This is a genomic window from Actinopolyspora sp. BKK2, from assembly GCF_011291845.1.
Lineage (GTDB): Bacteria > Actinomycetota > Actinomycetes > Mycobacteriales > Pseudonocardiaceae > Actinopolyspora > Actinopolyspora saharensis.
In genome coordinates this window covers 420512-445796 of sequence record NZ_JAANTE010000004.1, presented here as the reverse complement: position 1 = coordinate 445796, position 25285 = coordinate 420512, and the positions used below count along the sequence as shown (strand labels likewise).

General features: G+C 70.0%; 25 protein-coding genes. 3 read left to right on the top strand and 22 right to left on the bottom strand.

The features are described from left to right. Nucleotides 1-123 precede the first annotated feature (123 nt). The 7 genes from G9Q41_RS11650 to G9Q41_RS11620 form a co-directional block, all read right to left on the bottom strand. Nucleotides 124-624 (bottom strand): hypothetical protein, encoded by a 501-nt coding sequence (locus G9Q41_RS11650; protein WP_165632523.1) that lies wholly within the window; start codon nucleotides 622-624, stop codon nucleotides 124-126. A 113-nt stretch (nucleotides 625-737) separates the two neighbouring features. Next, on the bottom strand, nucleotides 738-2294 hold the full coding sequence (locus tag G9Q41_RS11645) for a glycoside hydrolase family 32 protein (protein WP_165632524.1): 1557 nt from the start codon (nucleotides 2292-2294) through the stop codon (nucleotides 738-740). Nucleotides 2295-2416: 122 nt separating this feature from the next. Continuing rightward, on the bottom strand, nucleotides 2417-2710 hold the full coding sequence (locus G9Q41_RS11640; protein ID WP_165632525.1) for an HPr family phosphocarrier protein: 294 nt from the start codon (nucleotides 2708-2710) through the stop codon (nucleotides 2417-2419). A 44-nt stretch (nucleotides 2711-2754) separates the two neighbouring features. Next, the gene (locus G9Q41_RS11635) at nucleotides 2755-4233 is read right to left on the bottom strand and encodes a fructose-specific PTS transporter subunit EIIC (protein ID WP_165632526.1); all 1479 of its coding nucleotides are present in this window, start codon (nucleotides 4231-4233) and stop codon (nucleotides 2755-2757) included. Continuing rightward, nucleotides 4230-4682, bottom strand: a complete 453-nt coding sequence (locus G9Q41_RS11630; protein WP_165632527.1) for a fructose PTS transporter subunit IIA — start codon at nucleotides 4680-4682, stop codon at nucleotides 4230-4232. The genes G9Q41_RS11635 and G9Q41_RS11630 overlap by 4 nt, the downstream gene beginning before the upstream one ends. Beyond that, a complete protein-coding gene (pfkB, locus tag G9Q41_RS11625) occupies nucleotides 4679-5623 on the bottom strand; it encodes a 1-phosphofructokinase (RefSeq protein ID WP_165632528.1) in 945 nt (314 codons plus the stop codon). The genes G9Q41_RS11630 and pfkB overlap by 4 nt, the downstream gene beginning before the upstream one ends. Next, nucleotides 5620-6378 carry a DeoR/GlpR family DNA-binding transcription regulator gene (locus G9Q41_RS11620; RefSeq protein WP_165632529.1) on the bottom strand — a complete coding sequence of 253 codons (759 nt, stop codon included), beginning with the start codon at nucleotides 6376-6378 and terminating at the stop codon, nucleotides 5620-5622. The genes pfkB and G9Q41_RS11620 overlap by 4 nt, the downstream gene beginning before the upstream one ends. A 180-nt stretch (nucleotides 6379-6558) precedes the next feature. Between G9Q41_RS11620 and G9Q41_RS11615 the strand changes: the two genes are divergently transcribed. Beyond that, complete coding sequence (locus G9Q41_RS11615; protein WP_347567517.1) at nucleotides 6559-7491, top strand: 5'-3' exonuclease; 933 nt, start codon at nucleotides 6559-6561, stop codon at nucleotides 7489-7491. 33 nt (nucleotides 7492-7524) lie between these two features. Here G9Q41_RS11615 and G9Q41_RS11610 read toward each other — a convergent pair whose 3' ends face one another. The 14 genes from G9Q41_RS11610 to dop all read right to left on the bottom strand — a co-directional run bounded on the left by G9Q41_RS11610 (nucleotide 7525) and on the right by dop (nucleotide 23053). Next, the gene (locus G9Q41_RS11610; protein WP_165632530.1) at nucleotides 7525-8742 is read right to left on the bottom strand and encodes a GNAT family N-acetyltransferase; all 1218 of its coding nucleotides are present in this window, start codon (nucleotides 8740-8742) and stop codon (nucleotides 7525-7527) included. A 120-nt stretch (nucleotides 8743-8862) separates the two neighbouring features. Continuing rightward, nucleotides 8863-9426: a DUF4333 domain-containing protein gene (locus G9Q41_RS11605; RefSeq protein WP_165632531.1), complete on the bottom strand. Its 564-nt coding sequence runs from the start codon at nucleotides 9424-9426 to the stop codon at nucleotides 8863-8865. A 96-nt stretch (nucleotides 9427-9522) separates the two neighbouring features. Further along, nucleotides 9523-12282 (bottom strand): DEAD/DEAH box helicase, encoded by a 2760-nt coding sequence (locus G9Q41_RS11600; protein ID WP_092520655.1) that lies wholly within the window; start codon nucleotides 12280-12282, stop codon nucleotides 9523-9525. Nucleotides 12283-12529: 247 nt separating this feature from the next. Beyond that, a complete protein-coding gene (tatC, locus tag G9Q41_RS11595; RefSeq protein WP_092522531.1) occupies nucleotides 12530-13396 on the bottom strand; it encodes a twin-arginine translocase subunit TatC in 867 nt (288 codons plus the stop codon). 99 nt (nucleotides 13397-13495) lie between these two features. Continuing rightward, nucleotides 13496-13798 carry a Sec-independent protein translocase subunit TatA gene (gene tatA / locus G9Q41_RS11590; RefSeq protein ID WP_092520654.1) on the bottom strand — a complete coding sequence of 101 codons (303 nt, stop codon included), beginning with the start codon at nucleotides 13796-13798 and terminating at the stop codon, nucleotides 13496-13498. Nucleotides 13799-13857: 59 nt separating this feature from the next. After that, a complete protein-coding gene (locus tag G9Q41_RS11585; RefSeq protein ID WP_092522529.1) occupies nucleotides 13858-14067 on the bottom strand; it encodes a bacteriophage holin in 210 nt (69 codons plus the stop codon). 19 nt (nucleotides 14068-14086) lie between these two features. Then, nucleotides 14087-15061, bottom strand: a complete 975-nt coding sequence (locus tag G9Q41_RS11580; RefSeq protein WP_165632532.1) for a WYL domain-containing protein — start codon at nucleotides 15059-15061, stop codon at nucleotides 14087-14089. After that, nucleotides 15051-16043, bottom strand: coding sequence for a WYL domain-containing protein (locus G9Q41_RS11575; RefSeq protein WP_092520652.1), 993 nt, complete (start codon nucleotides 16041-16043; stop codon nucleotides 15051-15053). Before G9Q41_RS11575 ends, G9Q41_RS11580 begins: the two co-directional genes overlap by 11 nt. Nucleotides 16044-16127: 84 nt before the next feature. Then, complete coding sequence (locus G9Q41_RS11570) at nucleotides 16128-17603, bottom strand: amidase (protein WP_165632533.1); 1476 nt, start codon at nucleotides 17601-17603, stop codon at nucleotides 16128-16130. Between the two features lie 63 nt (nucleotides 17604-17666). Further along, a complete protein-coding gene (gene pafA / locus G9Q41_RS11565; RefSeq protein WP_165632534.1) occupies nucleotides 17667-19025 on the bottom strand; it encodes a Pup--protein ligase in 1359 nt (452 codons plus the stop codon). 240 nt (nucleotides 19026-19265) lie between these two features. After that, complete coding sequence (gene prcA, locus G9Q41_RS11560) at nucleotides 19266-20051, bottom strand: proteasome subunit alpha (RefSeq protein ID WP_165632535.1); 786 nt, start codon at nucleotides 20049-20051, stop codon at nucleotides 19266-19268. A gap of 139 nt (nucleotides 20052-20190) precedes the next feature. Beyond that, complete coding sequence (prcB, locus tag G9Q41_RS11555; RefSeq protein ID WP_092520650.1) at nucleotides 20191-21039, bottom strand: proteasome subunit beta; 849 nt, start codon at nucleotides 21037-21039, stop codon at nucleotides 20191-20193. A gap of 118 nt (nucleotides 21040-21157) precedes the next feature. Beyond that, on the bottom strand, nucleotides 21158-21355 hold the full coding sequence (locus G9Q41_RS11550) for a ubiquitin-like protein Pup (RefSeq protein WP_092520649.1): 198 nt from the start codon (nucleotides 21353-21355) through the stop codon (nucleotides 21158-21160). Nucleotides 21356-21556: 201 nt separating this feature from the next. Further along, nucleotides 21557-23053 carry a depupylase/deamidase Dop gene (gene dop / locus G9Q41_RS11545; protein ID WP_165632536.1) on the bottom strand — a complete coding sequence of 499 codons (1497 nt, stop codon included), beginning with the start codon at nucleotides 23051-23053 and terminating at the stop codon, nucleotides 21557-21559. 94 nt (nucleotides 23054-23147) lie between these two features. Between dop and G9Q41_RS11540 the strand changes: the two genes are divergently transcribed. Then, nucleotides 23148-23660, top strand: coding sequence for an NUDIX domain-containing protein (locus G9Q41_RS11540; protein WP_165632537.1), 513 nt, complete (start codon nucleotides 23148-23150; stop codon nucleotides 23658-23660). Between the two features lie 50 nt (nucleotides 23661-23710). Here G9Q41_RS11540 and G9Q41_RS11535 read toward each other — a convergent pair whose 3' ends face one another. Continuing rightward, nucleotides 23711-24475: an SDR family NAD(P)-dependent oxidoreductase gene (locus G9Q41_RS11535; protein WP_165632538.1), complete on the bottom strand. Its 765-nt coding sequence runs from the start codon at nucleotides 24473-24475 to the stop codon at nucleotides 23711-23713. A gap of 155 nt (nucleotides 24476-24630) precedes the next feature. On the opposite strand from G9Q41_RS11535, the gene G9Q41_RS11530 reads away from it, so the two are divergent. Beyond that, entirely contained in the window at nucleotides 24631-25266 is a 636-nt protein-coding gene (locus G9Q41_RS11530; protein WP_207630924.1) for a TetR/AcrR family transcriptional regulator, read from the top strand. The last annotated feature ends 19 nt before the right edge of the window (nucleotides 25267-25285 follow it).

Here is a 25285-nt window from a genome sequence, read left to right as displayed (position 1 = left end):
CGAGAAATCTCCGCCAAGATCTCTTGGTGATTCGTGCGCAGCCAGGACACGTCCCTCTCCCGCGGAAGCCGGGCGGGCGCGGACCGCGGCGCCACCATCCGCGCAGAGCTCTCCCGCCGGTGGTCAGCGCACCACCGCGAAGCACGCCCCGAGCAGCACCACCGCGGCGAGCAGCACGAACACCCACCACAGCACGGGCCTGCGCGCCACCGGCCCGGACAGCGCCCGCGCGGACACCGCGCTGACCACCGCGAACGGAACCACGTAGTAGGAGAAGAGCGGGTGGAACAACACGGACGCGGCGAGCACCCCGGCGACCGCTCCGGCCAGTGCGAAGGCCAGCAGCGTCACCGGAAGCCGCGCCCGGGAGCAGACCCTCTCCGTCAGCACGGCGACGGGAAGCCCGAACAGCAGCACAGACGGAGCAGAGCCCCTGACCATCACCGCCACTCCCACGAGCACCTCGCGGACCTCGGCGCCGTCCACTCCGTTGGCTCGCAGGGCATCCGCCGTTCCCAGCAGGAAGAAGAATCCCGGCACGACGAGCAGGGCGATCGCCGTACCTGCGGTCACCCTGCTCACCGGGCTCGGCGCGGCCTCCCGCGCAGGTCTTCGGTAGCGCACGGCAACACGCTGTCACAGCGCGTTTCCCGCGCGACACGAGAAGTGGTGATCCGCACGCGGGGATGGAACCGATCACGCGCCACTCCGCCGGGCGACGACTCCCCGCACCCGGTTCAGGGCCGCAGTTCGTGCACCCGCAGCGACTCGAGGAACACCCGTCCACCGGAGCAGAAAACGCGCCCCCGGTCGTCCCCCTCGTCCGGCAGCACCAGCTCGGTCAGCACGGCCGCACCGTCCTCGGCGAACACCTCGACACCGCAGTGGTCCAGCAGGATCCGCAACCGCACGCGACTTCCGTCCACCGAAAGCGGGGTCTCGTGCCGCGCGGGGAACTCCGGGGCGACCTCGGCGCTGCCCGAGCGGGTTCTGTCCACGAACAACCTTCGTGACTCCGCGTCGTAGCCGATCAGGGTCCGGTGCTCGTCTCCCGCGAGGACCTCGAACCCGAACTCCGGTCGCCCGTCGACGATCTCGAACTCCGCGACGATGTCCAGGGCGGTCCCGCGGAATCGCGGGGCCGTTGCGTGCTCGGGGACCATTCCCCGCCAGTGCCGCGCAGGCCCCCGCGCTGATTCGAGCTCCCGCACGGGGCGCTGCACCAACCGCGTCCCCGAGCTCGACTCCGTCAGCCCGACCTCGCGCGGCGCGGTCATCGCTCCCCGCCACGGACTGGTCGGCACATGCTGTGCGTACGCCCAGTTGCTCATCCAGCCGACCCACAACCTGCGGCCGTCCTCCGGCGGCACGCCGAACCAGGACTGACACGCGTAGAAGTCCGCTCCACGATCGACCCAGCGCACCTCGTCCGGATCGTTCTCGTTGACGAACTCGGTCCCGTCGAAGTCCCCGACGAAGTACTGGGTCGCCGATCCCCCGGCTGGGCCTCCCGGATTGATGCTGACCACGAGAACCCAGCGGGAGCGGCTCTCGTCACCGTCCACTGGCAGCTCGAAGAGGTCGGGGCACTCCCACACTCCGCCGTGGGCTCCGTGCTCCGCACCGAACTCGCTCGCCTTCGTCCAGTTCAACAGATCGGTGGACTCGTAGAACAGCACCCGATCCCCGGCCGCGAGCAGCAGCACCCACTTCCCCGCGGGTTCGTGACGGATCACCTTGGGATCGCGGAAGTCGGCGATGCCCGGATTGTCGATCACCGGGTTTCCCGGGTACTTCGTCCAGGTCCGCCCCCCGTCCGAGCTGTGGGCGATGCTCTGGGTCTGCGTCCGCCCCGCGCTGGTGTAGCAGGCCACTATTCCGGAACCACCGCCGAACAGACCGCTGGAGTCGTGCTCGTCCACCACCGCACTGCCCGAGAAGATCTCACCGAGCTCGTCGGGCTCCAGGGCCACCGGCAGGTGCTGCCAGTTGACCAGGTCGGTGCTGACCGCGTGGCCCCAGCTCATGTTGGCGTGCTCGATCCCCGACGGGTTGTGCTGGAAGAACAGGTGGTACTCACCCCGGTGCCGAATCAACCCGTTCGGATCGTTCATCCAGTTGCGCCGCGGTGTGAACCGGACCTCCGGACGCCAGTGCGGGGTGTTCGCCGAGCTCTGGGCGGCGAAGGACTGCCGGGGCAGCAGTCCCAGCCCGAGCAGGGCACCGCTCCCCGCGAAGAATCCCCGGCGGGAGCAGGTGCTCCTCCGCTGCTGTTCCACGTTCTCGTCTGCCATGCGTTCCTCCCGGAAACGGCTGTCTCGGACAACGGGCTCGCGGACGGTGCTTCGAGCGACGTGACCCCATCGGCCGGGGCGTCGGAACGCGCACGGCGCTGATTCACGTCGGGCGAGCGGGATCAGCTCGCCGGTTCGGCGTCCAGATCCGTGCTCAGCAGCTCGACCAGCTCGTCGAGGACGGAACCGGCCTCCGCGGAGTCCGCGGCTCCGAGCTCGACCTCGTCACCGTGCTCGACCCCGAGCCCCATCAGCCCGAGAACGCTGGCAGCGTCCACCGGTTCCCCGACGACCCCGTCGGTGACCTTGGCGATCGTCACGGACACGGGTTGTGCTGCGGCCGACTTGGCCAGCAGGGCTGCGGGACGGGCGTGCAGCCCGACTCCTGAAGCGATACTGACGCGACGTCGCGGCATGATTCGACTCCGTTTCCTCTGTTCTTTCCGTTCCGCGGACGCGCTCAAGCCGCGACCGGCGACTCGACGGAGGCCGAGCCGACGTTCTCGGCAGCACGCCGCCCGATGGACTTGGCCACGGTCACCAGCAGGGCCGACACCCCTATGCCCACCACGATCGCGAGGGCGTACAGCGCCGGAGACCCCACGAGCGGCAGGACGAACAGCCCTCCGTGCGGGGCGCGCAGCGTCACGCCGAACATCATGGACAGCGCACCCGCCCCCGCGGACCCGACGATCATGGACGGGATGACCCGCAGCGGGTCGGTGGCGGCGAAGGGGATCGCCCCCTCGGTGATGAACGAGGCGCCGAGCAACCAGGCCGGGCGGGCGCTCTCCCGCTCGGCCGCCGTGAACCGCTTGCTCCGCAGCGTCGCCGCCAGGGCCAGCGCCAGCGGAGGAACCATGCCCGCGGCCATCACCGCTGCCATGATCTCCAACGCCGTCTCGCTGCCCGTGGTCAAGCCACCGACCGCGAACGTGTAGGCGACCTTGTTGATCGGCCCTCCCAGATCGCAGGCGATCATCCCGCCGAGCAGCGCTCCGAGCAGCATCGCGTTGGCCCCGCCGAGGCCGTTGAGCCAGTCGGTCAGCGCGGTCATCACGGCGGCTATCGGCCTGCCGAGCACCACGAACATCAGCACGCCCACGATCAGGGTCCCCAGCAGCGGCAGCACCACCACGGGCATGATCCCCGCCACGGCCTTCGGGACCCTGACCCTGCGCAACCCGGCGACGACGGCGCCGGCGAGCAGTCCCGCCACGAGCCCGCCCAGGAAACCGGCTCCGACGGACATCGCCGCCGCGCCGCCCACGAAACCGGGAGCCAGGGCGGGCCGATCGGCCATCCCGTAGGCGATGAAACCGGCCAGCACGGGCACGAGGAACTCGAAGGCGGCCGAACCTATCTGGTTCGCCAGGGCGGCCCAACTCGTCAGGGTGGCCGGATCGAAGTGCTCGGTGACGTCGGGGGCCTCGGTGATCCGGTAGCCGCCGAGGGCGAAGCTCAGCGCGATCAGCAGCCCGCCCGCGGCCACGAACGGGATCATGTAGCTCACGCCGGTCATCAACCACTGGCGGAGCCTGGTGGCCGAACCAGTGCCCTCCGCGCCTGCCGCACCCGCGGTCGCGGGCTCCGCGTGGTGCTGCTCCCGCGCGCGGCGGGGGTTCTCCTGCTCGGGCGCGGGGGCCGCGGCCCCCTGCGCCAGCAGCCCGGCCGCGTTCTCCACGGCCTGCTTGACCGTGCCCTCCACGATCGGCTTCCCGACGAACCGCTCCCGCTCGGTCACCCCGACGTCGGCCGCCAGGATCACCGCGTCAGCCGCACGGATGTCCTCAGTGGCCAGCGGGCTCGACCCCGCCGACCCCTGGGTCTCGACCGAGATCTCGTCCCCGCGTTCGGCCGCGGCCTGCTCCAGCGCCTCGGCGGCCATGTAGGTGTGCGCGATTCCGGTGGGACAGGCTGTCACCGCGACGAATCTCAAGGCGTGACCTCCTCGCGAACGTACTCCGCGACCGCGGCCGGGTCGTCGGACTCGGTGAGGGTTCGTTTGAACTCGGCCCGCACGAGCCTGCGCGCCAGGGCGGCCAGCACCGACATGTGCTCGGAGTCGCCGCCCTGCGGTGCCGCGATGAGAAAGACCAGGTTGGCGGGCCCGTCCTCGGCGCCGAAGTCGACGCCTTCCGGGCAGCGCCCGAAGGCCAGCGTCGGCGCGGTCACCGCTTCGGACCGGCAGTGCGGAATGCCGATGCCACCCTGCATCCCGGTCGACATCTGCTTCTCCCGCTCGGCGACGTCGGCGAGGAACCGCTCCAGGTCGGTGACGCGTCCGGCGGTGACCAGTCGCTCGGCCAGACCGCGCACGGCTTCCTGCTTGTCCGCGGAGCGCAGATCGAGGTCGACGAGGTCGGAGGTGATGAGCTCGTTGTTCACAGTGTCACTCCATCGAGATGGCGGGTTTCGTCCACTTCGGTCACCCGGACCGACTCGAGACGCAGGTCGCCCGGGGAGGGCATTCGGCTGCCGGAGAGCTCGACCCCCGCGGTTCCGTAAGCGACGGCGTGCCGCAGCGCTTCCGGCCCGTCCGCCCCCGCCAGCAGAAACCCCGCGAGTGCCGCGTCCCCGGCGCCGACCGTGCTGCGCACCCACCGGGCCCTGCTGTTGGCGTGCCAGCAACCACGCGCCTCCACCAGCACCGCCCCGCGTTCCCCCAGGGTCACCAGCACGGCGCCGACGTCGTCCCGCCGCACCTCGCGGGCGGCGGACACGACCTCCGCCAGGTCGGACAGCTCACGTCCGACCAGTTCGGACAGCTCGGACAGGTTCGGAGCCAGCAGGTCGGGACGCGCCCGCCTGGCCTCGGCCAGCGGCCCCCCGGAGGTGTCCACGGCGACCCGCGTTCCCGCCGATCGCGAAGTGCGCACCAGCGCTGCGTGCAGATCCTCCGGGCAACCGGCCGGAAGGCTTCCGCAGGCCACCACCCAGTCGGCCCGCGCGGCGAGTTCGCCCAGCCTGCTCCGCAGTCCTTCCAGCTCGCCCCGGTTCAGCGCGCTGCCGGGTTCGTTGATCTTGGTCGTCGTTCCGTCCGGTTCCAGCAGCGTCAGGTTGGTGCGGGTGGTTCCCTCGACCGGAACCTCCACCACGGACACGGACTCGGGAGCCAGCAGTTCGGCCAGGCGACTTCCCTCGGCTCCCCCGGTGGGCAGCAGCGCGACGGCGCCGTGATCGGCGGCGGCCAAGGCGCGCGCGACGTTGACCCCTTTGCCGCCCGGCTCGAGCAGGGAGCGCTCGGAGCGGTGCACCGCACCTCGCTCCAACCTCCCGAGCGCCACGCTGCGGTCCAGGCTCGGGTTCGGGGTGACGGTGACGATCATGCCAGCACCACATCCGTTCCGGTCGCACGCAGTTCCTCGGCGGCTTCCGGGTCGAGACCGCTGTCGGTGACCAGCACGTCGAGTTCGGAGATCATCGCGAACCGGCTGAAGTGGTCGTGGCCGTACTTGGTGTGGTCGGCCAGCAGCACCCGTTGCCTGCACGCACGCACCATGGCGGCCTTGACCGCCCCCTCCGCGCTGTCCGGAGTGGTGCATCCGCGCTCGGCCGAGAACCCGTTGGCCCCGAGGAATCCGAAGTCGACGGTCAGCCCGGCGAGGACGTCCCTGGCCCAGGACTCGACCGAGGCCAGCGTCGTGGCACGCACCCTGCCCCCGAGCAGGTGCAGATCGCAGTTGCCGCGATGGGCGAGCTGGTTGGCCACCGGAAGCGAGTTGGTCACCACCGTGAACTCCCCCGCGGGCAGCATCCCGGCCAGCCTGGCCGTGGTGGTTCCCGCGTCCAGCAGCAACGTCCCCCGTTCCGGCACCCGCTCCAGCGCCGCGCGGGCGATGCGGTCCTTCTCCGCGGACGCCGTGGTGTCCCGCTGCGCCACCTCCGGTTCGAAGTCCAACCGCTCCAGCGGAATGGCTCCGCCGTAGACCCGCCGCACGAATCCCTGCCGCTCGAGCGCTCCGAGGTCACGCCGGATCGTCTCCGGGGCGACGTCGAGGTCCTCGGACGCCGCGGCGACGTCGATACGCCCCTCCTGACGCAGCCGCTGGGTCAGCAGTTGCCTGCGCTCTGCCCCATACATGCCCGTTTTCCTCCGATCGAGGTTTGATGTTGCCTGATTCTGCCCGTTGTTGTGGTGTTGTCAAGGCCACATTCACTTCCGAACCGATCCAGTCGACTTCACCCGAGCCCCGCACCGCCGACAGCCCCGTGGGCGGGGCCTCCGTGCCGGAGTCACCGGACACGTGCCAAGCTGAACGCCGTGCGCTCCCCAGTGATGCTCGTCGACGCCGCAGGGCTGTGGTTCCGCTCGTACTACGCGCTGCCCGAATCGCTGACCGCCCCGGACGGCAGCCCGGTCAACGCGGTGCGCGGCTTCTGCGACACGCTCGCCAGGCTGCTCACCGAGCGCGCCCCGGGACGGCTCGTGGTCTGCCTGGACAACGACTGGCGCCCCGAATTCCGAGTCCGGGCGCTGCCCTCGTACAAGAGCCACCGGGTCGCCGAGGAACCCCCGGAGGCCGAGGCGGTTCCGGACACGCTGTCCCCGCAGATTCCCGTGATCCTGGACCTGCTGGCGGCTCTCGGAGTCGACACCGCCGAAGCCGCCGGCTACGAGGCCGACGACGTCATCGCGACCCTGGCCGAGGTCGAGCGGGACGACCCCGTGGAGGTGATCACCGGGGACCGCGACCTCTTCCAGCTGGTGCGGGACGAACCCACCCCCACCAGAGTGATCTACATGGGGGGCGGGCTGAACAAGCTCCAGGACTACGGTCCCGCTGAGCTGGCCGAGCGCTACGGATTGCCGAAGGAGGGCGCCGGAAGGGCCTACGCGGACATGGCGGTGCTGCGCGGGGACCCCTCGGACGGACTGGCCGGGGTCGCCGGGATCGGGGAGAAAACCGCGGCGAAGCTCGTCTCCCGGTACGGCTCGCTGGAGAACCTGCTGGAAGCCGCCGCGAACGGCGACGCGGGGCTGACCCCGCGCAACAGGGCGAAACTCGTCGAGGCGAGCGAGTACCTCGCGGCCGCGCCGAGCGTGGTGCGCGCGGTCACCGACACCCCGGTGGAGCACGGCCTGTCCACGGACACCCGGCGCGTGGAGCCCGTCGACACCTCGCGGATCTCCGAACTGCAGCGCACGTGGGGACTCGGAAGTCCGGTGGACCGGCTGCTGGCCGCGCTCGGCTGAGCCGCCGGGAAGCACCCGGCGGCAGCCGGTCCCTCAGAAGTGCGTGCCGCACCAGGACCGCTCGAGGGTGGCGAACAAGCGGTCCGCCCGGTCGAGGGCCTTCGGATCGTGCGCCTCGAGCAGATTGGCCTCCGCCAGAGTGGACGGACGCGCCTCACCGAACAGCAGTGCGGCGAGCTCGGCCACGTCGACGCTCAACTGCGGCTCCCGCCCGGTGGACTCGACTCCGTCCGGGGCGACCAGGTAGCAACCGGCGTTCTCCGGCAACAACCCGTCGCGCACCTCGAGCACCACCGGTTCGGCCGTGCCGTAGGAACGTCCCCGGAGCATCGCGGGCACGTCGACGGGACGCACCCACAGTCCGTCGTAGACGTCGCGCACCCGGCACTGGCGGCTGTCCGCCAGCCACCACTCCAGCGGCTCGTCGAGCGGGCGCTCGATGGCCACCACCTCGTCGGCCAGGTCGACCCCGAGCAGGAACCACCACAACGCCGCCGTGGCATCCGGACCCGCCGCGTGCAGATCCAGCAGGCGCAGCGTCGTGCGCCCGTCCCCGAAGCGGTAGTCGTTGCCGCCGGGCACCCACACGGCGAACCCGTCGTCGACACCGTCCGGATCACTGTGCACCGCGACCACCGCGTAGTCCCCGTGCAGTTCCCGCCTAGCGAGGTGACTCCGCCACCAGGTCGGCGGGCGCGCGATCATGCCGGCTCGCACGACGCCGAGATCCCGGTACAGCCCGGGCAGGATCTCCGCCGCCTCGTCCACCTCGACCAGCCTGACCCGGCCACCGCCGGGAGCCCGCTCGCGTGGAACCGCCCGCGCGGTCTCCAGCGCCACGGTCCTGGACCTGGTGGCCACCCCGTAGCCGAAACGCCCGTAGATAGCCGTTTCCGAGGCGTGCAGCATGGCCGCCGCCTCGCCACGCCGGCGGACCTCGTCCAGCTGGGCACGCATGAGCTCGGTGAGCACTCCGCGGCGCGTCAGGTCGGCACGAACGCCCACCGCGGTCACGGCGGCAGCGGGCAGTTCCGCACCGCCGGGCAGGGCCAGCGAACTGGCGAAGGACATGGTCGTACCGGCCAGTTGACCACCGATGTGGTCTCCCCACACGCGGCCGGGCTCGTAGCGCTCGCCCAGAACTCGCCACCCCGCGTCGGTGACCGTCGGGGCGTTCAACGCCTTCCGGAAGAGATCGTTCGAAGCGCGGAACTCGGACTCGGCAAGGGGACGGACATCATGTTCACTCACTCCCCCATGATGCCCACCACCGCCTCGGGACCTCGAGCGGTTTTACCTCACCGCGGACGGGGTCCGCTCCGGCGAAGGAGGCCGAGAACGGCAGCTCGATCCGGGCTCGAGCGGGCTGGGTCAGTCGGGGCGCTCGACCGCGTAGGTGCCCTCCTCGTCCTGCACCACGACGCGGACCCGCTGCTGGCCCCCGTCGGTGGAGACTTCGCAGGTGAAGCTGTGCCCCGGTCGAACAGGCTGTCCGGAGGGGCAGGAGACCGACTCGACGCCCTCCACGCCGTAGGAGTCGCGCACGATCTGACGCACCCCGGCCTGAACCGAGCCCGCGTCGAGCACGCCGCGGTAGAACCACCCCGGGGCGAGGAACCCCAGAAACGCCATCCCCAGCGCCACCAGCACCGCGAGAGCGGCGCAGAACCACGGCCAGCGCCTGCTGCCTCGACCGGAGGAAGCCGCGTGCGCGCCGGACGGCTCCGCGGCCCCTGAAGCCGATTCCGCGAACTCCCCGGCCGACCACGCCCCGGAACCGCCGGAGGCGGGGCCGAAGGTATCCGGCCCCGCGGAGCCGGCCGCAGCTCCGTACGGACGGTGCGGTTCCCCCGGCCACTGCTCCCTGGGTGGAGCCGCCCGGTCCTGCAGCCGTTCCGACCCCGGGGGTGGAGGCGTGCCACGAGGCTCACTCATTCACCCCTCCGGAGGAAACTCGATCGTGCTAACTCGGCCGACATCGAGATCCGATCCAACCACAGCCCGCGGACCGGACGGCAGGTGGGCAGGGCGTCAGACGGATCCGGCCGCGACCACCCCGCGCCGGATCCCGCTGAGCGCCTTGTTCGCGGCCGAGCCGACCGGATCCTCGCGGCCCACGACCTCGCGGATCTGGTCCAGCAGGTCGATCACCTGGCGGCACCAGCGCACGAAGTCACCGGCGGGCAGCTCGTGCCCGGCCGTGGCCGAAGCTGTCAGCACCTTCTCCAGCGAGTCACCCCTGGCCCAGCGGTAGACCGGCCAGGCGAACCCCGGATCCGGCTCGCGGGTGCGATCCAGCTTGTGCCTGCGCTCGTCGTCCTCCAGCTCGGCCCACAGCTCCCAGGTGGCCGACAACGCGTCCGCCACGGCACCGGGGGGCACCTCCGGGACCGCGGGGGAGTCGCCCCGCGCCTCGTAGACCAGCGAGGAGACCACCGCCGCCAGCTGGGCGGGTTCGAGGGCCCGCCACTTGCCCACCCGCAGGCACTCGGCCACCAGCAGGTCCGACTCGCTGTAGATCCTGGACAGGCGCTTGCCGAACTCGGTGACCGGGTCCTCCGGGTGATGCGGGTCCAGGTAGTGCCGCTCCTCCAGCAACGCCGTGATCCGGTCGAAGGACCGCACGAGGGAGTTCGTCTTGGCCGCCACCCTGTTCCTGATCTGCTCGGTCTCCCTGCGCAGCTTCTCGTGGCGCTCGGCCCACCTGGCGTGGCTCTCCCGCTCGGCGCAGCCGTGGCAGGGGTGCGAACGCATGGCCCGTCGCAGGCTCGCCAGCTCCTGGTCGCTGTTCGTGTCCGCACCCTTGCTCTTCCTGCGCTTGCCCCCACCGGTGCTCACCCCGGTCTCGCGCAGCGTGTTCGCCAGGTTGCGCCGCGACTTCGGCGAACGGACGTCGACGTACTTGGGCAGCTTGATCCGGTCCTGGGCCTCGACCGGGTTGGTGAAGTCGGCCACCGACACCCGTCCGGCCCAGCGGTCCTCGGTGACGACCAGCGGACGCGGCTCCTCCATCGGATCCAGGCCTGGATCGATCACCACGGCCAGCCCGGAACGCCGCCCCGACGGGATCACGATCACGTCACCCTTGCGGAGCTTCTCCAGGGACTTGGCGGCCTCGGCCCGCTTGGCCGCCTTGTTCTGCTTCGCCAGCTCCTTCTCCCGCTCGGAGATGCGCCTGCGCAGCTCGAAGTACTCGGCGAAATCGCCCTGATCGCAGTGCAGCGCCTCGGCGTAGCCCTCGAGCGCCTCGGTGTTGCGCTCCACCCGACGGGACTCGCCGACCACCGAACGGTCGGCCTGGAACTGCGCGAAGGACTGCTCCAGCAGTTCCCGAGCCGCGTCGGAGCCGACCCGCCCGACGAGGTTGACCGCCATGTTGTAGCCGGGGCGGAAGGAGGAGTGCAGCGGATAGGTGCGCGTCGAGGCGAGCCCGGCGACCTGCTTGGGATCCATTCCCGGCTGCCACACGACCACGGCGTGGCCCTCCACGTCGATGCCGCGACGTCCCGCCCTACCGGTGAGCTGCGTGTACTCCCCCGGGGTCAGATCCACGTGCGACTCGCCGTTGAACTTGACCAACCGCTCCAGCACGACCGTGCGCGCGGGCATGTTGATCCCGAGGGCGAGGGTCTCCGTGGCGAAGACGGCCTTGACCAGCCCACGGACGAACAGCTCCTCGACGGTTTCCTTGAAGGCGGGCAGCAGTCCCGCGTGGTGCGCCGCCACTCCACGCTCCAGGGCCTCCCGCCACTCCCAGTACCCGAGCACCTCGAGATCGCTCTCGGGCAGCGTGCTGGTGTACTCCTCGATCACCTCGCGGATCTCGGACACCTCGTCGTCGGTGGTCAGCCGCAGGCCCGCCCGCACGCACTGGGACACGGCCGCGTCACAACCCGCCCGGCTGAAGATGAACACGATGGCCGGGAGCAGCTCGGCGTCCTCGAGCTGGTTGAGCACGTCCACCCGGGAGGGCTGGAGGAACCTGTTCCCCCGGTGCTGGACGCGCTTCTTGCCGTCCGATCCGCGGCGCACCTTGCCGGGAACACCCCTGCTGCGCCCGAGCTCCCTGGTGTGACGCAGCAGCTCGGGGTTGATCTTCAACTCCCGGCTCTCCGTCTCACCGCCGAACAGGTCGAACATGCTGCTGCCCACCAGCATGTGCTGCCACAGCGGGACCGGGCGGTGCTCGTCGACCACGACGGTGGTGTCCCCGCGCACCTCGACCAGCCACTCGCCGAACTCCTCGGCGTTGCTCACCGTCGCCGACAGGCTCGCGAGCTGCACGTGCTCGGGCAGGTGCAGGATCACTTCCTCCCAGACCGCGCCCCGGAAGCGGTCCGCCAGGTAGTGCACCTCGTCCATCACCACGTAGCCGAGCGCGTCGAGGGTGCTCGAACCGGCGTAGAGCATGTTGCGCAGCACCTCGGTGGTCATCACGACCACCTGCGCGTTGCCGTTGATCGAGGTGTCGCCGGTCAGCAGCCCCACCGAGGCGGAACCGTAGCGTTCGCAGAAGTCGGCGTACTTCTGATTGGACAGCGCCTTGATCGGGGTGGTGTAGAAGCACTTGTGCCCTCCGGCGAGGGCCAGGTTCACCGCGAACTCGCCGACCACGGTCTTGCCCGCCCCGGTCGGGGCGCAGACCAGCACTCCGTGTCCGTCCTCCAGGGCCTGGCAGGCGGTTCGCTGGAACGCGTCCAGCTCGAAGGACACGTCCATCGTGAACGCGTTCAGGCGCGGGTGGGCACCGCGGGCACGGTGTTCGTCGGTGCGGGCCCTTGCCGGATCCACCGGTGCGGTGCCTGTCTCCGTGGTTTCGGTACGGCTGTCAGCCACACTCCCAGACTTTCATATCCGCCCCGGGAATGTGCCAACCGCGGTGACATTCACCGCACAGGGGACGCGGGCGGGCCGCAGCCCGCGCGCACTCCACCGCTGCGCGGTCTCGGGAGTTGCCGAGCGCATCGGCCCGGAAGGGGTCTTTTCGGCGCGGCCGCGCCGAAAAGACCCCGCGACGTCCGGGAGGGAGAAACCTCGATCAGGTCGCCTCGTCGTCCTTGTGCGTCGCCGAGGTCCCGGTCGGGCTCAGCTCGGAGGCCCTGGTATCCACGTCCGAGGGAGTGTCGGGGTCCTCCGCCGACTCCTGCTCCCGCTGCTTTCGCTCCTTGGCTCGATCGTGGGAACGACATATCAGCAGCGCGATGGAGTACAGCACGCACAGCGCCGCACCGAGCACCAGCATGGAGATCGGGTCCTGCGGGGTGGCCACGGCGGCGAAGATGAACAGCGCGAACACGCTCCCCCGCCACCAGCTGCGCAGCTTGGTGTAGGTGACCACGCCCGCCCTGTTGAGCATCACCATGACGAGGGGGAGCTCGAAGCTGATGCCGAAGAACAGCAGCATCAGCAGCACGAAGTTGATGTACTCGCCACCGGTGAGCGCGGTGAAGAACTCATCCCCACCGAAGCCCACCATGAAGGTGAGCCCCTTCGGAACTACGAAGTAGGCCAGCAGCGCGCCCGCGATGAACAGCAGGCTGCCGATGCCGACGAACACCCTGGCGAACTTGCGTTCCTTCGAGTGCAGCCCGGGAGCGATGAAGGCCCAGAACTGGTACAACCAGACCGGACTCAACAACACGGCACCCAACGCGAGACCGACCTTGAGCTGAAGCATGAAGACTTCGAACGGCCTGGTCTGCATGAGCTGGCACTCGCCGTTCGGGGTCATCCGCGCACTCTCGGGCAACGAGCAGTACGGCCCGGTGATGAGATCCCCGAGGCTCGGCAGGAAGAACAGCTGGTTCGAAAACCACCAGAATCCGAAGATTCCGCCGATCAGCACCCAGAGCAACGCCACCCCGAGGCGATGACGCAGCTCGTAGAGGTGATCGACGAGGCTCATGGTGCCGTCGGGATTGCGGCGACGACTGAACTTCTCCCGATCACGCCTGAACAGTTTGCGGCCACGACGCGGATTGTCTTCCACCGTCACAGCCCCGGATCAGTTCGTGGCGTCGTTGCGGTACGCGCTCTCGGCCGGGCGCTCACCGTTCACCCGATCCGCCCCCGGAGCGGCGAAACCGTCACGCTGCGGTTCTCCAGTGGTGAGCTGCTGCGGCTGCTCCTGCTCGGTGTTGGAGCGCGAGGCGGTTTCCTCGTCCTGCTTCATACCACGCGTCTCGGCCTTGAACACCCGGGCAGACTGCCCCAGTGACCTGGCCAGTTGCGGCAACTTGGTGGCACCGAACAACAGCACCAAGACACCGACGATCAGAACCAGCTCCCACCCACCGGGAAAACTCATGTCCGCACACCTCTCTCAAGCCTGCTGCCACGGAAATACTACGCCCTAGCCGACAGTTCTCAACAGCTTCGTTTGGGGCAACGCTGCCGCAGTGCCACCCCGACACCGGCGACCCTGGCGCGCAACATCCCCGCCCTGTCCGCGAGATCGCTCGTCACCGCGGAACGGGCGGCGTGGAACCGCCGGACCGAACGCAGCGTGACCAGCAACGAAGCCGTCAGAACCACCAGGGCCAGCACCAGCAGCCCCGCTGTGAACGCATAAGGCACGAGCAATACGGTAACCCCCTCAAGTGGACAACAGGTGACCAGAACGTTCCAATGCCGCGTACGCACGTTGGCGCACCTCGGTGGCCAGATCGTCGGGGGCCGTCACTCTTCCGCGCCCTCCGAGCCCCAGCACCAACCGAACGATCCACGCCCGATCGGAGTAGCGCAGCACCACCCTGGTCCGACCGTCCGGGAGGTCCGTCCGCTCGTCGACCGGATAGTACTCGGCGACCCAGCGCGCCTCCGGCCGCAGTTCCAGCTCCGCGCTCGGCTGGTCCGGCAACGGCCGGAACGGGCCCGCCGAGAAGTCCGTGTTCCGCGCCTCGGCTGGCGGACGGGCGTGCTCGTCGAGAACTTCGGCCTCGTCCACCCGATCCAACCGGAACAGCCGGACCTCGCGGGAGCGGCGGCACCACGCCTCCATGTAACCCCGCCCCTCGAGCAGCACCAGCCGCATGGGATCGACCGCGCGCTCGGTGATCTCGTCCCTGGAGGCCGTGTAGTACCGGATCCGCAGCGCCCTGCGGTGCTTGACCGCCCACTCCACCGTTCCACCGGTCGCGGCGGACACGGGGCCCTGGACGTCGTTCAACCCGACGACCATCCCGGACGGGTGAGCCTGCCCCGCCGCGTTCTCCACCTTGGCGAGCGCGCGCCGCACCGCGTCCGTGTCCGCGATGCCGGGGGTCTCCGAGAGCGCGCGCAGCGCCACCTGCAGCGAGATGGCCTCCTGACCGGTCAGCCGCAGCGGTTTGCGCATCCCCGCGTCGTAGACCACGGTCACGGTGTCCCCGCTGAACGAGAGGTCGATCAGGTCGCCGGGGCCGTAACCGGGCAGTCCGCACATCCAGAGCAGCTCCAGGTCGCGCCGCAACTGCTGCTCGCCCACCCCGAAATCGGCAGCCACCTCCGCAACGGGCGCACCGGACCTGCTCACCAGGTAGGGCACCAGGGCCAACAGCCGCGGCAGCCGCTCGATCGTGCTATTGCCCATCGTCCTCACCTCCGAGGCCGGCCAGGGTGGCCAGATGGGCCCGGCGGACGGACTCCCCCAGGAACGCCGGTTCCAGAACCACCACGTCCGGGCCGTACCCCGCGATCCACCCGACGGCCGTTTCCGGGTTGTCCAGCTCGAGGCGCAGCTCCTGCCCGGCCACCCCGTCGAGCTCCCGCTCCCCGAGAAGCTCGGCGTGGCGCCGCACCCCCTGGGCCCGCCCCCGGGCCACCCAGAGCCGCACCGAGGTCCTGGACGGTTCCGCAGGTTCGGCGCCGGTCACCAGGTCCAGCAGGTTCACCCCGGGCGGGCAGTGCACCTGCCCCTCCTCCCCGAACGGACGCACGGAACCGCTGATCCGGGACAGGCGGAAGCAGCGCGCCGCCTCGCGATCCCTGTCGTGCCCGACCACGTACCAGCGCCCGCGCCAAGCCACCACGCCCCACGGCTCGACCGAGCGCGGGTGCGCCACGTTGTCCACCGGCCTGCGGTAGTCGAAGACCACGGGACGGCCCTGCCGAGCTGCGGTCAACAACGGCACGAACGCCGGTTCGTCGGCGCGGACCTTGGGCTCGATCGGAGCGGGGGCGGTGTCGTCGACGTCGACCCCGGCCGCGCGCAACTTGCGCAGGGCACCACGTGCGGCGTTGCCCAGCTCGGGTGACTCCCACAGCCTGGAGGCCAGGGCCACGGCCGCCGCCTCGTCCGACTCCAGCTCGATGTCGCCCAGCTCGTAGTCGCGACGAGCTATCCGATAGCCCTCGACCCCGTCGAAGAAGGAGTTGCGCCCCGTCTCGAGCGGGATTCCCAGATCACGCAGCTCGGCCTTGTCCCGCTCGAACTTGCGGTAGAAGGCCTCGTCGTTGGTCGTCTCGGCGTAGCCGGCGACGATGTCCCTGATCCGTTCCGCCGTCAGGTACTGACGAGTCGACAGCAGACACAGCACCAGGTTGACCAGGCGTTCGGCCCGCGGGATCCCCACGCACCCAACTCTAGTAGAGCTCTGCCGGTTCGGTCGCCGCAGGTGCTCGCCCGAGGCGGGCACCCACCGCTCGCGGCGCCTGGCTCACAGCGGGGGCTCGTGACCGGACCAGGGCCGCGCCCGCTCCAGCTGGGCCGCCAACCGGAAGAGCGCGCCCTCCCCCGCGAGGGGACCGACGAACTGGACCCCCAGCGGCAGCCCCTCGGGGTCCCAGTACAGCGGAACCGACATGGCCGGTCTGCCCGTGATGTTGGCCAGCTGGGTGTACGGCACGTGGCGCAGGTTCTTCCGCGCCACGTGTTCCACGGCACCGCTGGAACGCAGCAGCCCGCCCAGGCGCAACGCGAGGCCGGCACGACCGGCGGCGCGCAACGCCGGCGGGGTCTCCAGCTCGCCCACCCGCACCGGTGGCCCGGCCAGTCCGGGCGTGAGCAGCAGGTCGTAGCCGCTGTGGAACTCGGCCAGCTCGCGCGTGTAACCGTGCCACCGGTCCAGCAAAGCGCTGTACTCGGGAGCTCCGACCGCGTGCCCCGCGGCGGCCAGCAGACGGCTGTCCAGCTCGAAGTCCCGCTCCGAAGCCCCGGAGATCCGCCTGGCCTCGTCTATGGAGGCGGCCAGCTTGACCGACCAGGCCCGCAGGAAGTCCACGGACAGCGCGTCCAGGTCGACGGGTGGCTCCACCGGCTCGACGTGGTGCCCCAGCGACTCCAGCAGTCGCGCCGCGTCGGTCAACGCCTCCACGGCATGAGGGTGCGGGCGTCCCAGCGCGGAGCGGGCGGTGAAACCGATCCGCAGCTTCCCCGGATCGAGCTCCGTCTCGGCGCGGAAGGAGCGCACGGGTTCGGCCGGGGCGTAGGGACCGTCCGCGCTGCCACCCGCGACGCTGTCGAGCGCGACCGCGCTGTCCCGCACGGTTCGCGAGACCACGCCGTCCAACGCGGCCCCGTGGAAGTTCTCCGCGCGATCCGGCCCCGCGGGAACCAGCCCCCTGCCCGGTTTGAGACCGAAAACCCCGCAGGACGCGGCCGGGATCCGGATCGAACCACCGCCGTCGCTGGCGGCCGCGAGCGGAACGATCCCCGCGGCCACGGCGGCGGCAGCACCTCCGGAGGAACCGCCGGAGGTGCGCTCCGGGGACCAGGGATTGCGGGTGGGACCGAAAACCTCCGGCTCCGTGATCGGTTTGGCCCCGAACTCCGGGGTGTTGGTCCGGCCGAACGGCATCAGCCCCGCGTCCAGCCAGCGACGTACCACCTCGGCCGTGGCAGGCCGCGGGAGCTCGGCCAGCGCCCTGGTTCCCGCGGAGGAGGGGTGCCCGGCCCACTCCTGCTGCAGGTCCTTGAGCAGGAAGGGGACTCCGGCCAGTTCGCCCCGCCCCGGCGCGGCGGCCAGCTTCCGGGCCGCGTCCTCCGTGCTCCTGGTGACCGCGTTGATCCGGCCGTTGACCCGTGCGCAGCGTTCCAACGCCGCGTCCAGCAGCTCGGAGGCCGAGACGGCGCCCGCGCGGACCAGCCCGGCCAAGCCGACACCGTCGTGCTCACGGTACTCCGAGTAGTCCACGCCGCCTCCTTCGTCCACGACGTCCGCGCCGAGGACGTCCGAAGGCACCCGACGCGGAGCGGATCACAACGAGTGGATCAGACGTTCCACTCGCTCGTCCACCGCGCGGAAGGGGTCCTTGCACAGCACGGTGCGCTGCGCCTGGTCGTTGAGCTTGAGGTGCACCCAGTCGACCGTGAAGTCCCTGCCCGCTCCCTGGGCGGCGGCGATGAAGTCACCGCGCAGCTTCGCCCTGGTGCTCTGCGGCGGCGTGTCCTTGGCCGCCTCGATGTCGCCGTCGTTGGTCGCGCGGTCCACCAGGTCCTTGCGCTGCAACATCTCGAACAGCCCACGGCTGCGCCGCATGTCGTGGTAGGCGAGGTCCAGCTGGGCGATCCGCGGGCTCGACAGCTCCAGCCCGTGCTTCTCGCGGTAGCGCTCCAGCAGCCGGTGCTTGATGGCCCAGTCCACCTCCCTGTCGATCAGCGAGTAGTCCTGGTACTCCACCGCGTCCAGCGCGCGGCCCCACAGGTCCATGATCCGATCGGTCATGGGGTCGGAGCCGCGCTTGGCCACGTAGTCCACCGCGCGGCCGTAGTACTCCCGCTGGATGGCCAGTGCCGAGGCCTCCCGACCCCCTGCCAGCCGAACCGGCCGCCGCCCGGTGAGGTCGTGGCTGATCTCCCTGATGGCCCGGATCGGGTTGTCCAGGCTGAAGTCGTGGAACTGCACTCCCTGCTCGACCATTTCGAGCACCAGGTTCACCACGCCCACCTTCAGCAGGGTGGTGACCTCGGACATGTTCGAGTCCCCGACGATGACGTGCAGCCTGCGGTACCGCTCGGCATCGGCGTGCGGCTCGTCGCGGGTGTTGATGATGGGGCGGGAACGCGTCGTCGCGCTGGACACGCCCTCCCAGATGTGCTCGGCGCGCTGGGACAGGCAGTAGGTGGCACCGCGCGGGGTCTGCAGCACCTTGCCCGCACCGCAGATCAACTGGCGCGTCACCAGGAACGGGAGCAGCACGTCCGCGATGCGGGAGAACTCCCCCGAACGGCCGACCAGGTAGTTCTCGTGACAGCCGTAGGAGTTGCCCGCCGAGTCCGTGTTGTTCTTGAACAGGAAGATGTCCCCGCCGATGCCCTCTTCGGCCAGCCTGCGCTCGGCATCGGTGAGCAGATCCTCGAGTATCCGCTCACCGGCCTTGTCGTGGGTGACGAGTTGGACGAGGTCGTCGCACTCGGCCGTCGCGTACTCGGGGTGCGAGCCGACGTCGAGATAGAGCCTGGCGCCGTTGCGCAGGAACACGTTCGAGGAACGGCCCCACGACACGACCTTGCGGAACAGGTATCTGGCCACCTCGTCCGGGGAGAGCCTGCGTTGCCCGTGGAACGTACAGGTCACTCCGAACTCGGTCTCGATGCCGAAGATCCTCCGTTGCATGCCTCCACAGTAGGCCTCTTTGTCGAACTCAGCGGTCCGCCGTTCGGGGACGGAAGTCACTGATTCCCCACGAAATCATCACACAGGGTGTATTTTTCCGGCCGCGCGAACCGCGCCGCGGGGTCCGGCGGCCAGGACCGGTCTCGTGCGGCCAGGACCGGCCCGGGCCGGTCCTGGCCGCACGAGACCGCTGAAAAGTCGCGGTGCCCCGGCGTCCCGCGAACGTCCCCGAAAACGGCCTCAGCTCTCCGAGCTGCCGTTTTCCGCGCCCGAGGTCCCGTTCGCACCGTCCGAGGCGCTCTCGCCCCCGGAGTCGGAGTCCGCAGCCTCCTCCCCCTCGCCCGGCAGCAGCTCGCGCAACGCCGCCCCGGTGATGCGACGGAACGTGCGGTGCGGCCTGGACCGTTCCAGCACGGCCACCTCGAGCTGGGAGACTCCCAGTTCGCGGGATCCCTCGCCGCCGGCGACCAGCGCGCGCACCGCCTCCCGGATCGCCGGTTCCAGCTCCATCCCGTCGGTGAAGGACTCCTTCAGCGCGGAAGTGACGGTCTCGGCCTGGCCGCCCATGGCCACGTACTGCGGCTCGTCGACGATGGAGCCGTCGTAGGTCAGCCGGTAGAGCTGGTCGGCATCGGGCGTGGCCCCCACCTCGGCGACGCAGATCTCCACCTCGAACGGCTTGACCTGCTCGGTGAAGATCGCACCGAGCGTCTGCGCGTAGGTGTTGGCCAGGGCACGTCCGGTGACGTCACGGCGGTCGTAGGAGTAGCCGCGCACGTCCGCCATCCGGATACCGGCCATGCGCAGGTTCTCGAACTCGCTGTAGCGCCCCACCGCCGCGAAACCGATGCGGTCGTAGATCTCCGAGATCTTGTGCAGGGTGGTCGAGGGGTTCTCTGCAACGAACAGCACCCCGCCCGCGTACTTGAGCACCACCACGCTACGTCCCCGAGCGATGCCCTTGCGGGCCAGCTCGGAGCGTTCGCGCATCAGCTGCTCTGGCGAGGTGTAGAAGGGCATCGTCACGGCTGTGCACTCCTGGCTCGAATCGTGCTGTGCCGAGTCGGCACATGGCGCTTGTGCTGCCGCACGCACTGCGGCGAACGACGAGGGCGGATGCTTCCGAACCGTGGGCCGGAGTCACCCGCGGCGAGGATTCGGCGGATCAACCACCCGGGTTCTGCTGACGCCCCGCGACCACCTCTTCGGCGACGGCGGCGGTGCGCTCCTCGGACAGCCGCACTGCCCCGTCCGCCCCGGTGATGGTCACCACCGTCGGGTAGATCCGCCGGGCGACGTCGGGACCTCCGGTCGCGCTGTCGTCGTCGGCGGCGTCGTAGAGGGACTCCAGCGCGTTGCGCACCGCGGAGTCCATGTCGGCCTCCGGGTCGTGGCGCTTCTTCAGCGCCGACTTGGCGAACACCGAACCCGAGCCCACCGCGTGGTATCCAGCGCTCTCGTCGTAGCGCCCGCCGGTGATGTCGTAGGTGACGATCCTGCCGGCCCGATCCGGGTCCTCGGCCGAGGTGTCGTATCCGGCGAACAACGGCATGACGGCCAGCCCGGCCATCGCCCCCTCGAGGTTCCCGCGCAGCATGGTGGCGAGCTTGTTGGCCTTGCCGTCCAGCGAGAGGGAAACCCCCTCGATCTTCTCGTAGTGCTCCAGTTCGACGGCGTACAGCCGCACCATCTCGAGTGCGATGCCCGCGGTCCCGGCTATCCCGACCGCGGAGTAGTCGTCGGTCACGTAGAGCTTGTCCATGTCCCGCTGCGCGATGAGGTTGCCCATGGTGGAACGGCGGTCGCCCGCGAGCAGGACGCCGCCCCGGAAGGTCAGCGCGACGATGGTCGTCCCGTGCGGGGCCTCCGCCGAGACGTCGGCGTTGTCGGAAAGCTGTGGCATCAACTCGGGGGCCGCGTCGCGGAGGAACTCCGTGAACGAGGCGGATCCGGGGGTGAAGTAGGCGGGGGGCAGGGCCTGACCCGGGTGGCCCCGAGTCGAGCTGGAATCCATGGGCGACATCGTCTCCTGCTCGAAGTAGCTGGTGTCACATGGTCTGTCGTGCACACGCCGCGCGGTGTGCACGCACGCCGGCCGACCTCACGGGCCGGCCGGCGTCGTGCGGAACGATCTACTGTCCACCCTTCTGGACGTAGGCACGCACGAAGTCCTCGGCGTTCTCCTCCAGGACATCGTCGATCTCGTCCAGGATGGTGTCCACGTCCTCGCCGAGCTTCTCGCGACGTTCCTGCCCGGCGGATTCGGCACCGTTCTCCTCGTTCTCCTCGTTGTCACCGCCGCCGTGCCGCTCAACCTTTTCCTGGGACATCTCGCCTCCCGGTGGTCTTGTCGAGGATGTCCGTCCGCACGGGCAACACCCGCGGGACTCCGATGTCCCGGGCGCCTTCGGAACCCGAACCGAACATCAAAACATCCTGGTGTGAACACTACCTAGTCAATCGGCTGCGCGCCCAGATCCGAACGGCGACTTTCCGATCTTTTCCGCACGTGGGAGTCACCCTTTCGGGGGTCAGCGCCCGGTGAGCGAGTCCACCAGGTCCTCGGCGCTGCTCGCGGCCTCGAGCAGCTCGCCGACGTGGGCCCTGGTCCCGCGCAGGGGCTCCAGGGTCGGGATCCGCACCAGGGACTCCCTCCCCAGGTCGAAGATCACCGAGTCCCACGAGGCCGCGGCCACCTCGTTGGGGTAGTGCTCCAGGCAGCGTCCCCGGAAGTAGGCCCTGGTGTCCTCCGGAGGATTCGTCACGGCCGAGCGCACCTCCTCCTCGGAGAGGATCCGCTTCATCGAGCCCCGGCTGACCAGCCTGTTGTACAGCCCCTTGTCCATGCGCACGTCGGCGTACTGCAGGTCGATCATGTGCAACCGGGGGGAGTTCCAACCGAGGTTGTCCCTGCTGCGGTAGTTCTCCAGTATTTTCAACTTGGCCGGCCAGTCGAGGCGGTCGGCGCAGTCCATCGGGTCGTTGCCGAGCAGGTCGAGGGTCTCGCCCCACGTGCGGACCACGTCCCCGGACTCCTCCCCACCGTGCGACTCCACGTACGCGGCGACCCGCTCGTGGTAGGCCCGCTGCAGGTCCAGCCCGGTGAACCGACGTCCGTCGGCGAGCTCCACCTTCTGGCTGAGCTCGGGATCGTAACTGATCAGGTGAACCGCCTTGACCGGATCGGCCAGCCTGAGATCGTCGAAGCGGTGCCCGTCCTCGATCATGTCCAGGATCAGGGCCGTCGTTCCCAGCTTCAGGTAGGTCGCGGTCTCGGCGAGGTTGGCGTCCCCGAGGATGACGTGCAGCCTGCGGTACCGGTCCGCGTCGGCGTGCGGTTCGTCGCGGGTGTTGATGATGCCGCGCTTGAGCGTGGTCTCCAGCCCCACCTCGACCTCGATGTAGTCCGAGCGCTGCGAGAGCTGGAAACCGGGTTTCTCACCGACCTGCCCCAGACCGACGCGCCCCGAACCGCAAACGATCTGCCTGGAGGCGAAGAACGGCGTCAACCCCGCGATGACTGCGGTGAACGGGGTGTCCCGCGAGCACAGGTAGTTCTCGTGCGTGCCGTAGCTGGCGCCCTTGCCGTCGACGTTGTTCTTGTAGAGCTGGATCGGGGAAGTCCCCGGCACGCTGGCGGCGCGGCGCATCGCCTCCTCCATGACGCGTTCGCCCGCCTTGTCCCACAGCACCGCGTCCCGCGGGTTGGTGACCTCCGGCGCGGAGTACTCCGGGTGAGCGTGATCGACGTAGAGGCGTGCCCCGTTGGTCAGTATGACGTTGGCCGCCCCGAGGTCGTCGCCTTCCGAGCCGTTCGTCTGCGGCGTCGACGCACCCATGTCGAATCCACGCGCGTCGCGCAGCGGCGACTCGACCTCGTAGTCCCACCGCGCACGACGGGCACGTGGAATGTCGGCCGCCGCCGCGTAGGCGAGCACGATGTGAGTGGAGCTCAGCACCGGGTTCGCCGTAGCGTCCCCCGGCACGGTGATCCCGTACTCCACCTCGGTTCCCATGATCCGGCGCATAGTACTCAGCCTACGGGTTCAGCCCGGCGAACGAATCCCTGCCGAGCGGTCGTGGCCGAACGGAGCAGCGCCGCGAGCTGTCATCATCGTGAGCGTGACTACCGGTGACGAGCCGGTCGCGATCTACGACCGGGACGGCGGAGTGGTCGGCTCCGCACCGCGCAGGAGAATGCGCGCCGAGGGGCTGTGGCACGCGGCGGCCTCGGTGCTGGTCCGATCCTCCGCCCCGGAGGCGGTCTACGTGCACCGCAGGACGGCGGACAAGGACGTCTACCCCGACATGTACGACTGTTGGGCCGGAGGGGTCGTGGCAGCGGGTGAGCACCCCGACACCGCGGCGCGCAGGGAACTGGCCGAGGAGCTCGGCATCAGCACCACCCCTCGCTTCCTGTTCCGCACCAGGCACGAGCTGGGCAGCGTCCGCTTCCACGCGTTCCTCTACGAGGTCTTCTGGGACGGGCCCATCGTCCACCAACCCGCGGAAGTGGCCGAGGGCCGCTGGGTACCGCTGCCCGAGCTGCGGCAACAGCTGGACGATCCGGACCGGCCGCTGGTGCCGGACGGGAGGCAGTTCCTCGCGGAGTGGTTCGAGTTCCGCGGTCGCTGACCGCCCCCGCCGGGATGCAGCACCGGCCTGCCACCCCGCTCGCCCCGGGATCAGACGGCTGACCAGCCGTTGTCCACGGGCAGCACCACACCGTTGACGTTGCTGGCCGCGTCAGAGGCGAGGAAGAGGATGGCGGCGGCCTGCTCGTCGGCCTCGGCGACCCGACCGACGTTTCCCGCGTGGTTCATGACCACGCTCGGCCCGTGGGCCTCGAAGTCGGCGTCGACGGTGATTCCGGTGGCCGTGCCGCCGGGGGCGATGGCGTTGGCGCGGATACCGCTGTCCCGGTACATCACGGCGAGCGATTTGGTCAGCCCCACGATGCCGTGCTTGGAGGCCGTGTAGGCCGCTCCGGAGGCACTGCCGCGCAGGGAGGCCTCGGAGGCGGTGTTGACGACCGCCCCGCCTCCCCGCTCCAACATGTGCGGTAATGCCGCGCGGGCCAGCAGGAAGGGTGCGGTCAGGTTGACCCGCAGCACCCGGTCCCATTCGGCGTCGGTCACGTCGGCCGCGGCCGCGAAGCCGTCCATGATCCCGGCGTTGTTGATCAGCACGTCCGGACCGCCGAACTCCTCCGCCGCGGTGGCGACGACTTTCTCCGCCACGGAACGGTCCCCGAGGTCGCCCGTCACGGTGCGCGCCGTTGCACCCGTCGCCCGGATCTCCCGTTCCACGGCATCGGCGGCTTCGGCGTCGACGTCGGCGAGCAGCACCCGCGCGTCCTCGGCCGCGAAGCGCAACGCGGCGGCCCGGCCGATACCCGACCCCGCACCGGTGACGATCACACTGCGGCCTTCCAGGCCTGTCGTGGCCATATCGAACTCCTCGACTCCGTGGAGCGGGTCAATCTGACGGCGTTCTCCTGCCGACTCCCGCTACTTCCTGGCACAGTGTGCCATATTTGCACACAGTGCCCAAAAGTCTCGTGGCATCCTGGAGCGGCATATCCGCCCCCGGAAGGGAAAGCACGGTGTCGAACGAACAGGGAACCTCCGGGACACGCACCGGACGTCCACCGTTGAGCGAACGGCGCAAAGCGGCGACACGCATGGACATCGCCCGGCAGGCGGTCCGGTTGTTCACCACGAAAGGGTTGGCCGCCACCACGGCCGAGGAGATCGCGGAGGCCGCCGGGGTATCACTGCGCACGCTGTGGCGCTACTGCCCCGGGACGGGCAAGGAAAGCTACGTGCTGCCCCTGCTGAGCACGGGAATCGACACCGTCGCCCGGTTCCTGACCGAGCAGGAACCGGGGGAAGCGCTGACCGGGCTGCTGGCGGAACCGCCGCACTCCGCGGAGCAGGACGAGGTGGCCACGATGCTGGCCCTGGTCCGGCTGACCCACACCGAACCCGAGGTGCGGGCGGTGTGGCTGCGGGCGCACCGGGACGCGGAACCCGTGTTCGCCGCCAGCATCGCCGAACGCTCCGGCTTCTCCCCGGAGGAGCTGACCGTGAAGACGGAGGCCGCGATGCTCAACGCGGCGCTGCGGGTGGCCGTGGAGCACAGCGCCGAGCTGGCCCCCTCTCCGGAACGGGCCGGTCCCGTGCTGCGAGAGGCGTTGCGCGACGCGCTGCGGACACTGCCCGGTGGACTGCGAAGCTGACCGCGCCGCGCGGAGCGAG

Excerpts from the sequence above, each read along its gene's own strand:
- G9Q41_RS11645 (WP_165632524.1), bottom strand. The coding sequence starts at position 2,294 with ATGGCAGACGAGAACGTGGAACAGCAGCGGAGGAGCACCTGCTCCCGC.
- G9Q41_RS11640 (WP_165632525.1), bottom strand. The coding sequence starts at position 2,710 with ATGCCGCGACGTCGCGTCAGTATCGCTTCAGGAGTCGGGCTGCACGCC.
- pfkB (WP_165632528.1), bottom strand. The coding sequence starts at position 5,623 with ATGATCGTCACCGTCACCCCGAACCCGAGCCTGGACCGCAGCGTGGCG.
- G9Q41_RS11620 (WP_165632529.1), bottom strand. The coding sequence starts at position 6,378 with ATGTATGGGGCAGAGCGCAGGCAACTGCTGACCCAGCGGCTGCGTCAG.
- G9Q41_RS11605 (WP_165632531.1), bottom strand. The coding sequence starts at position 9,426 with ATGAGTGAGCCTCGTGGCACGCCTCCACCCCCGGGGTCGGAACGGCTG.
- tatC (WP_092522531.1), bottom strand. The coding sequence starts at position 13,396 with ATGAGCCTCGTCGATCACCTCTACGAGCTGCGTCATCGCCTCGGGGTG.
- tatA (WP_092520654.1), bottom strand. The coding sequence starts at position 13,798 with ATGAGTTTTCCCGGTGGGTGGGAGCTGGTTCTGATCGTCGGTGTCTTG.
- G9Q41_RS11580 (WP_165632532.1), bottom strand. The coding sequence starts at position 15,061 with ATGGGCAATAGCACGATCGAGCGGCTGCCGCGGCTGTTGGCCCTGGTG.
- pafA (WP_165632534.1), bottom strand. The coding sequence starts at position 19,025 with ATGCAACGGAGGATCTTCGGCATCGAGACCGAGTTCGGAGTGACCTGT.
- prcB (WP_092520650.1), bottom strand. The coding sequence starts at position 21,039 with ATGGATTCCAGCTCGACTCGGGGCCACCCGGGTCAGGCCCTGCCCCCC.
- G9Q41_RS11550 (WP_092520649.1), bottom strand. The coding sequence starts at position 21,355 with ATGTCCCAGGAAAAGGTTGAGCGGCACGGCGGCGGTGACAACGAGGAG.
- dop (WP_165632536.1), bottom strand. The coding sequence starts at position 23,053 with ATGCGCCGGATCATGGGAACCGAGGTGGAGTACGGGATCACCGTGCCG.
- G9Q41_RS11535 (WP_165632538.1), bottom strand. The coding sequence starts at position 24,475 with ATGGCCACGACAGGCCTGGAAGGCCGCAGTGTGATCGTCACCGGTGCG.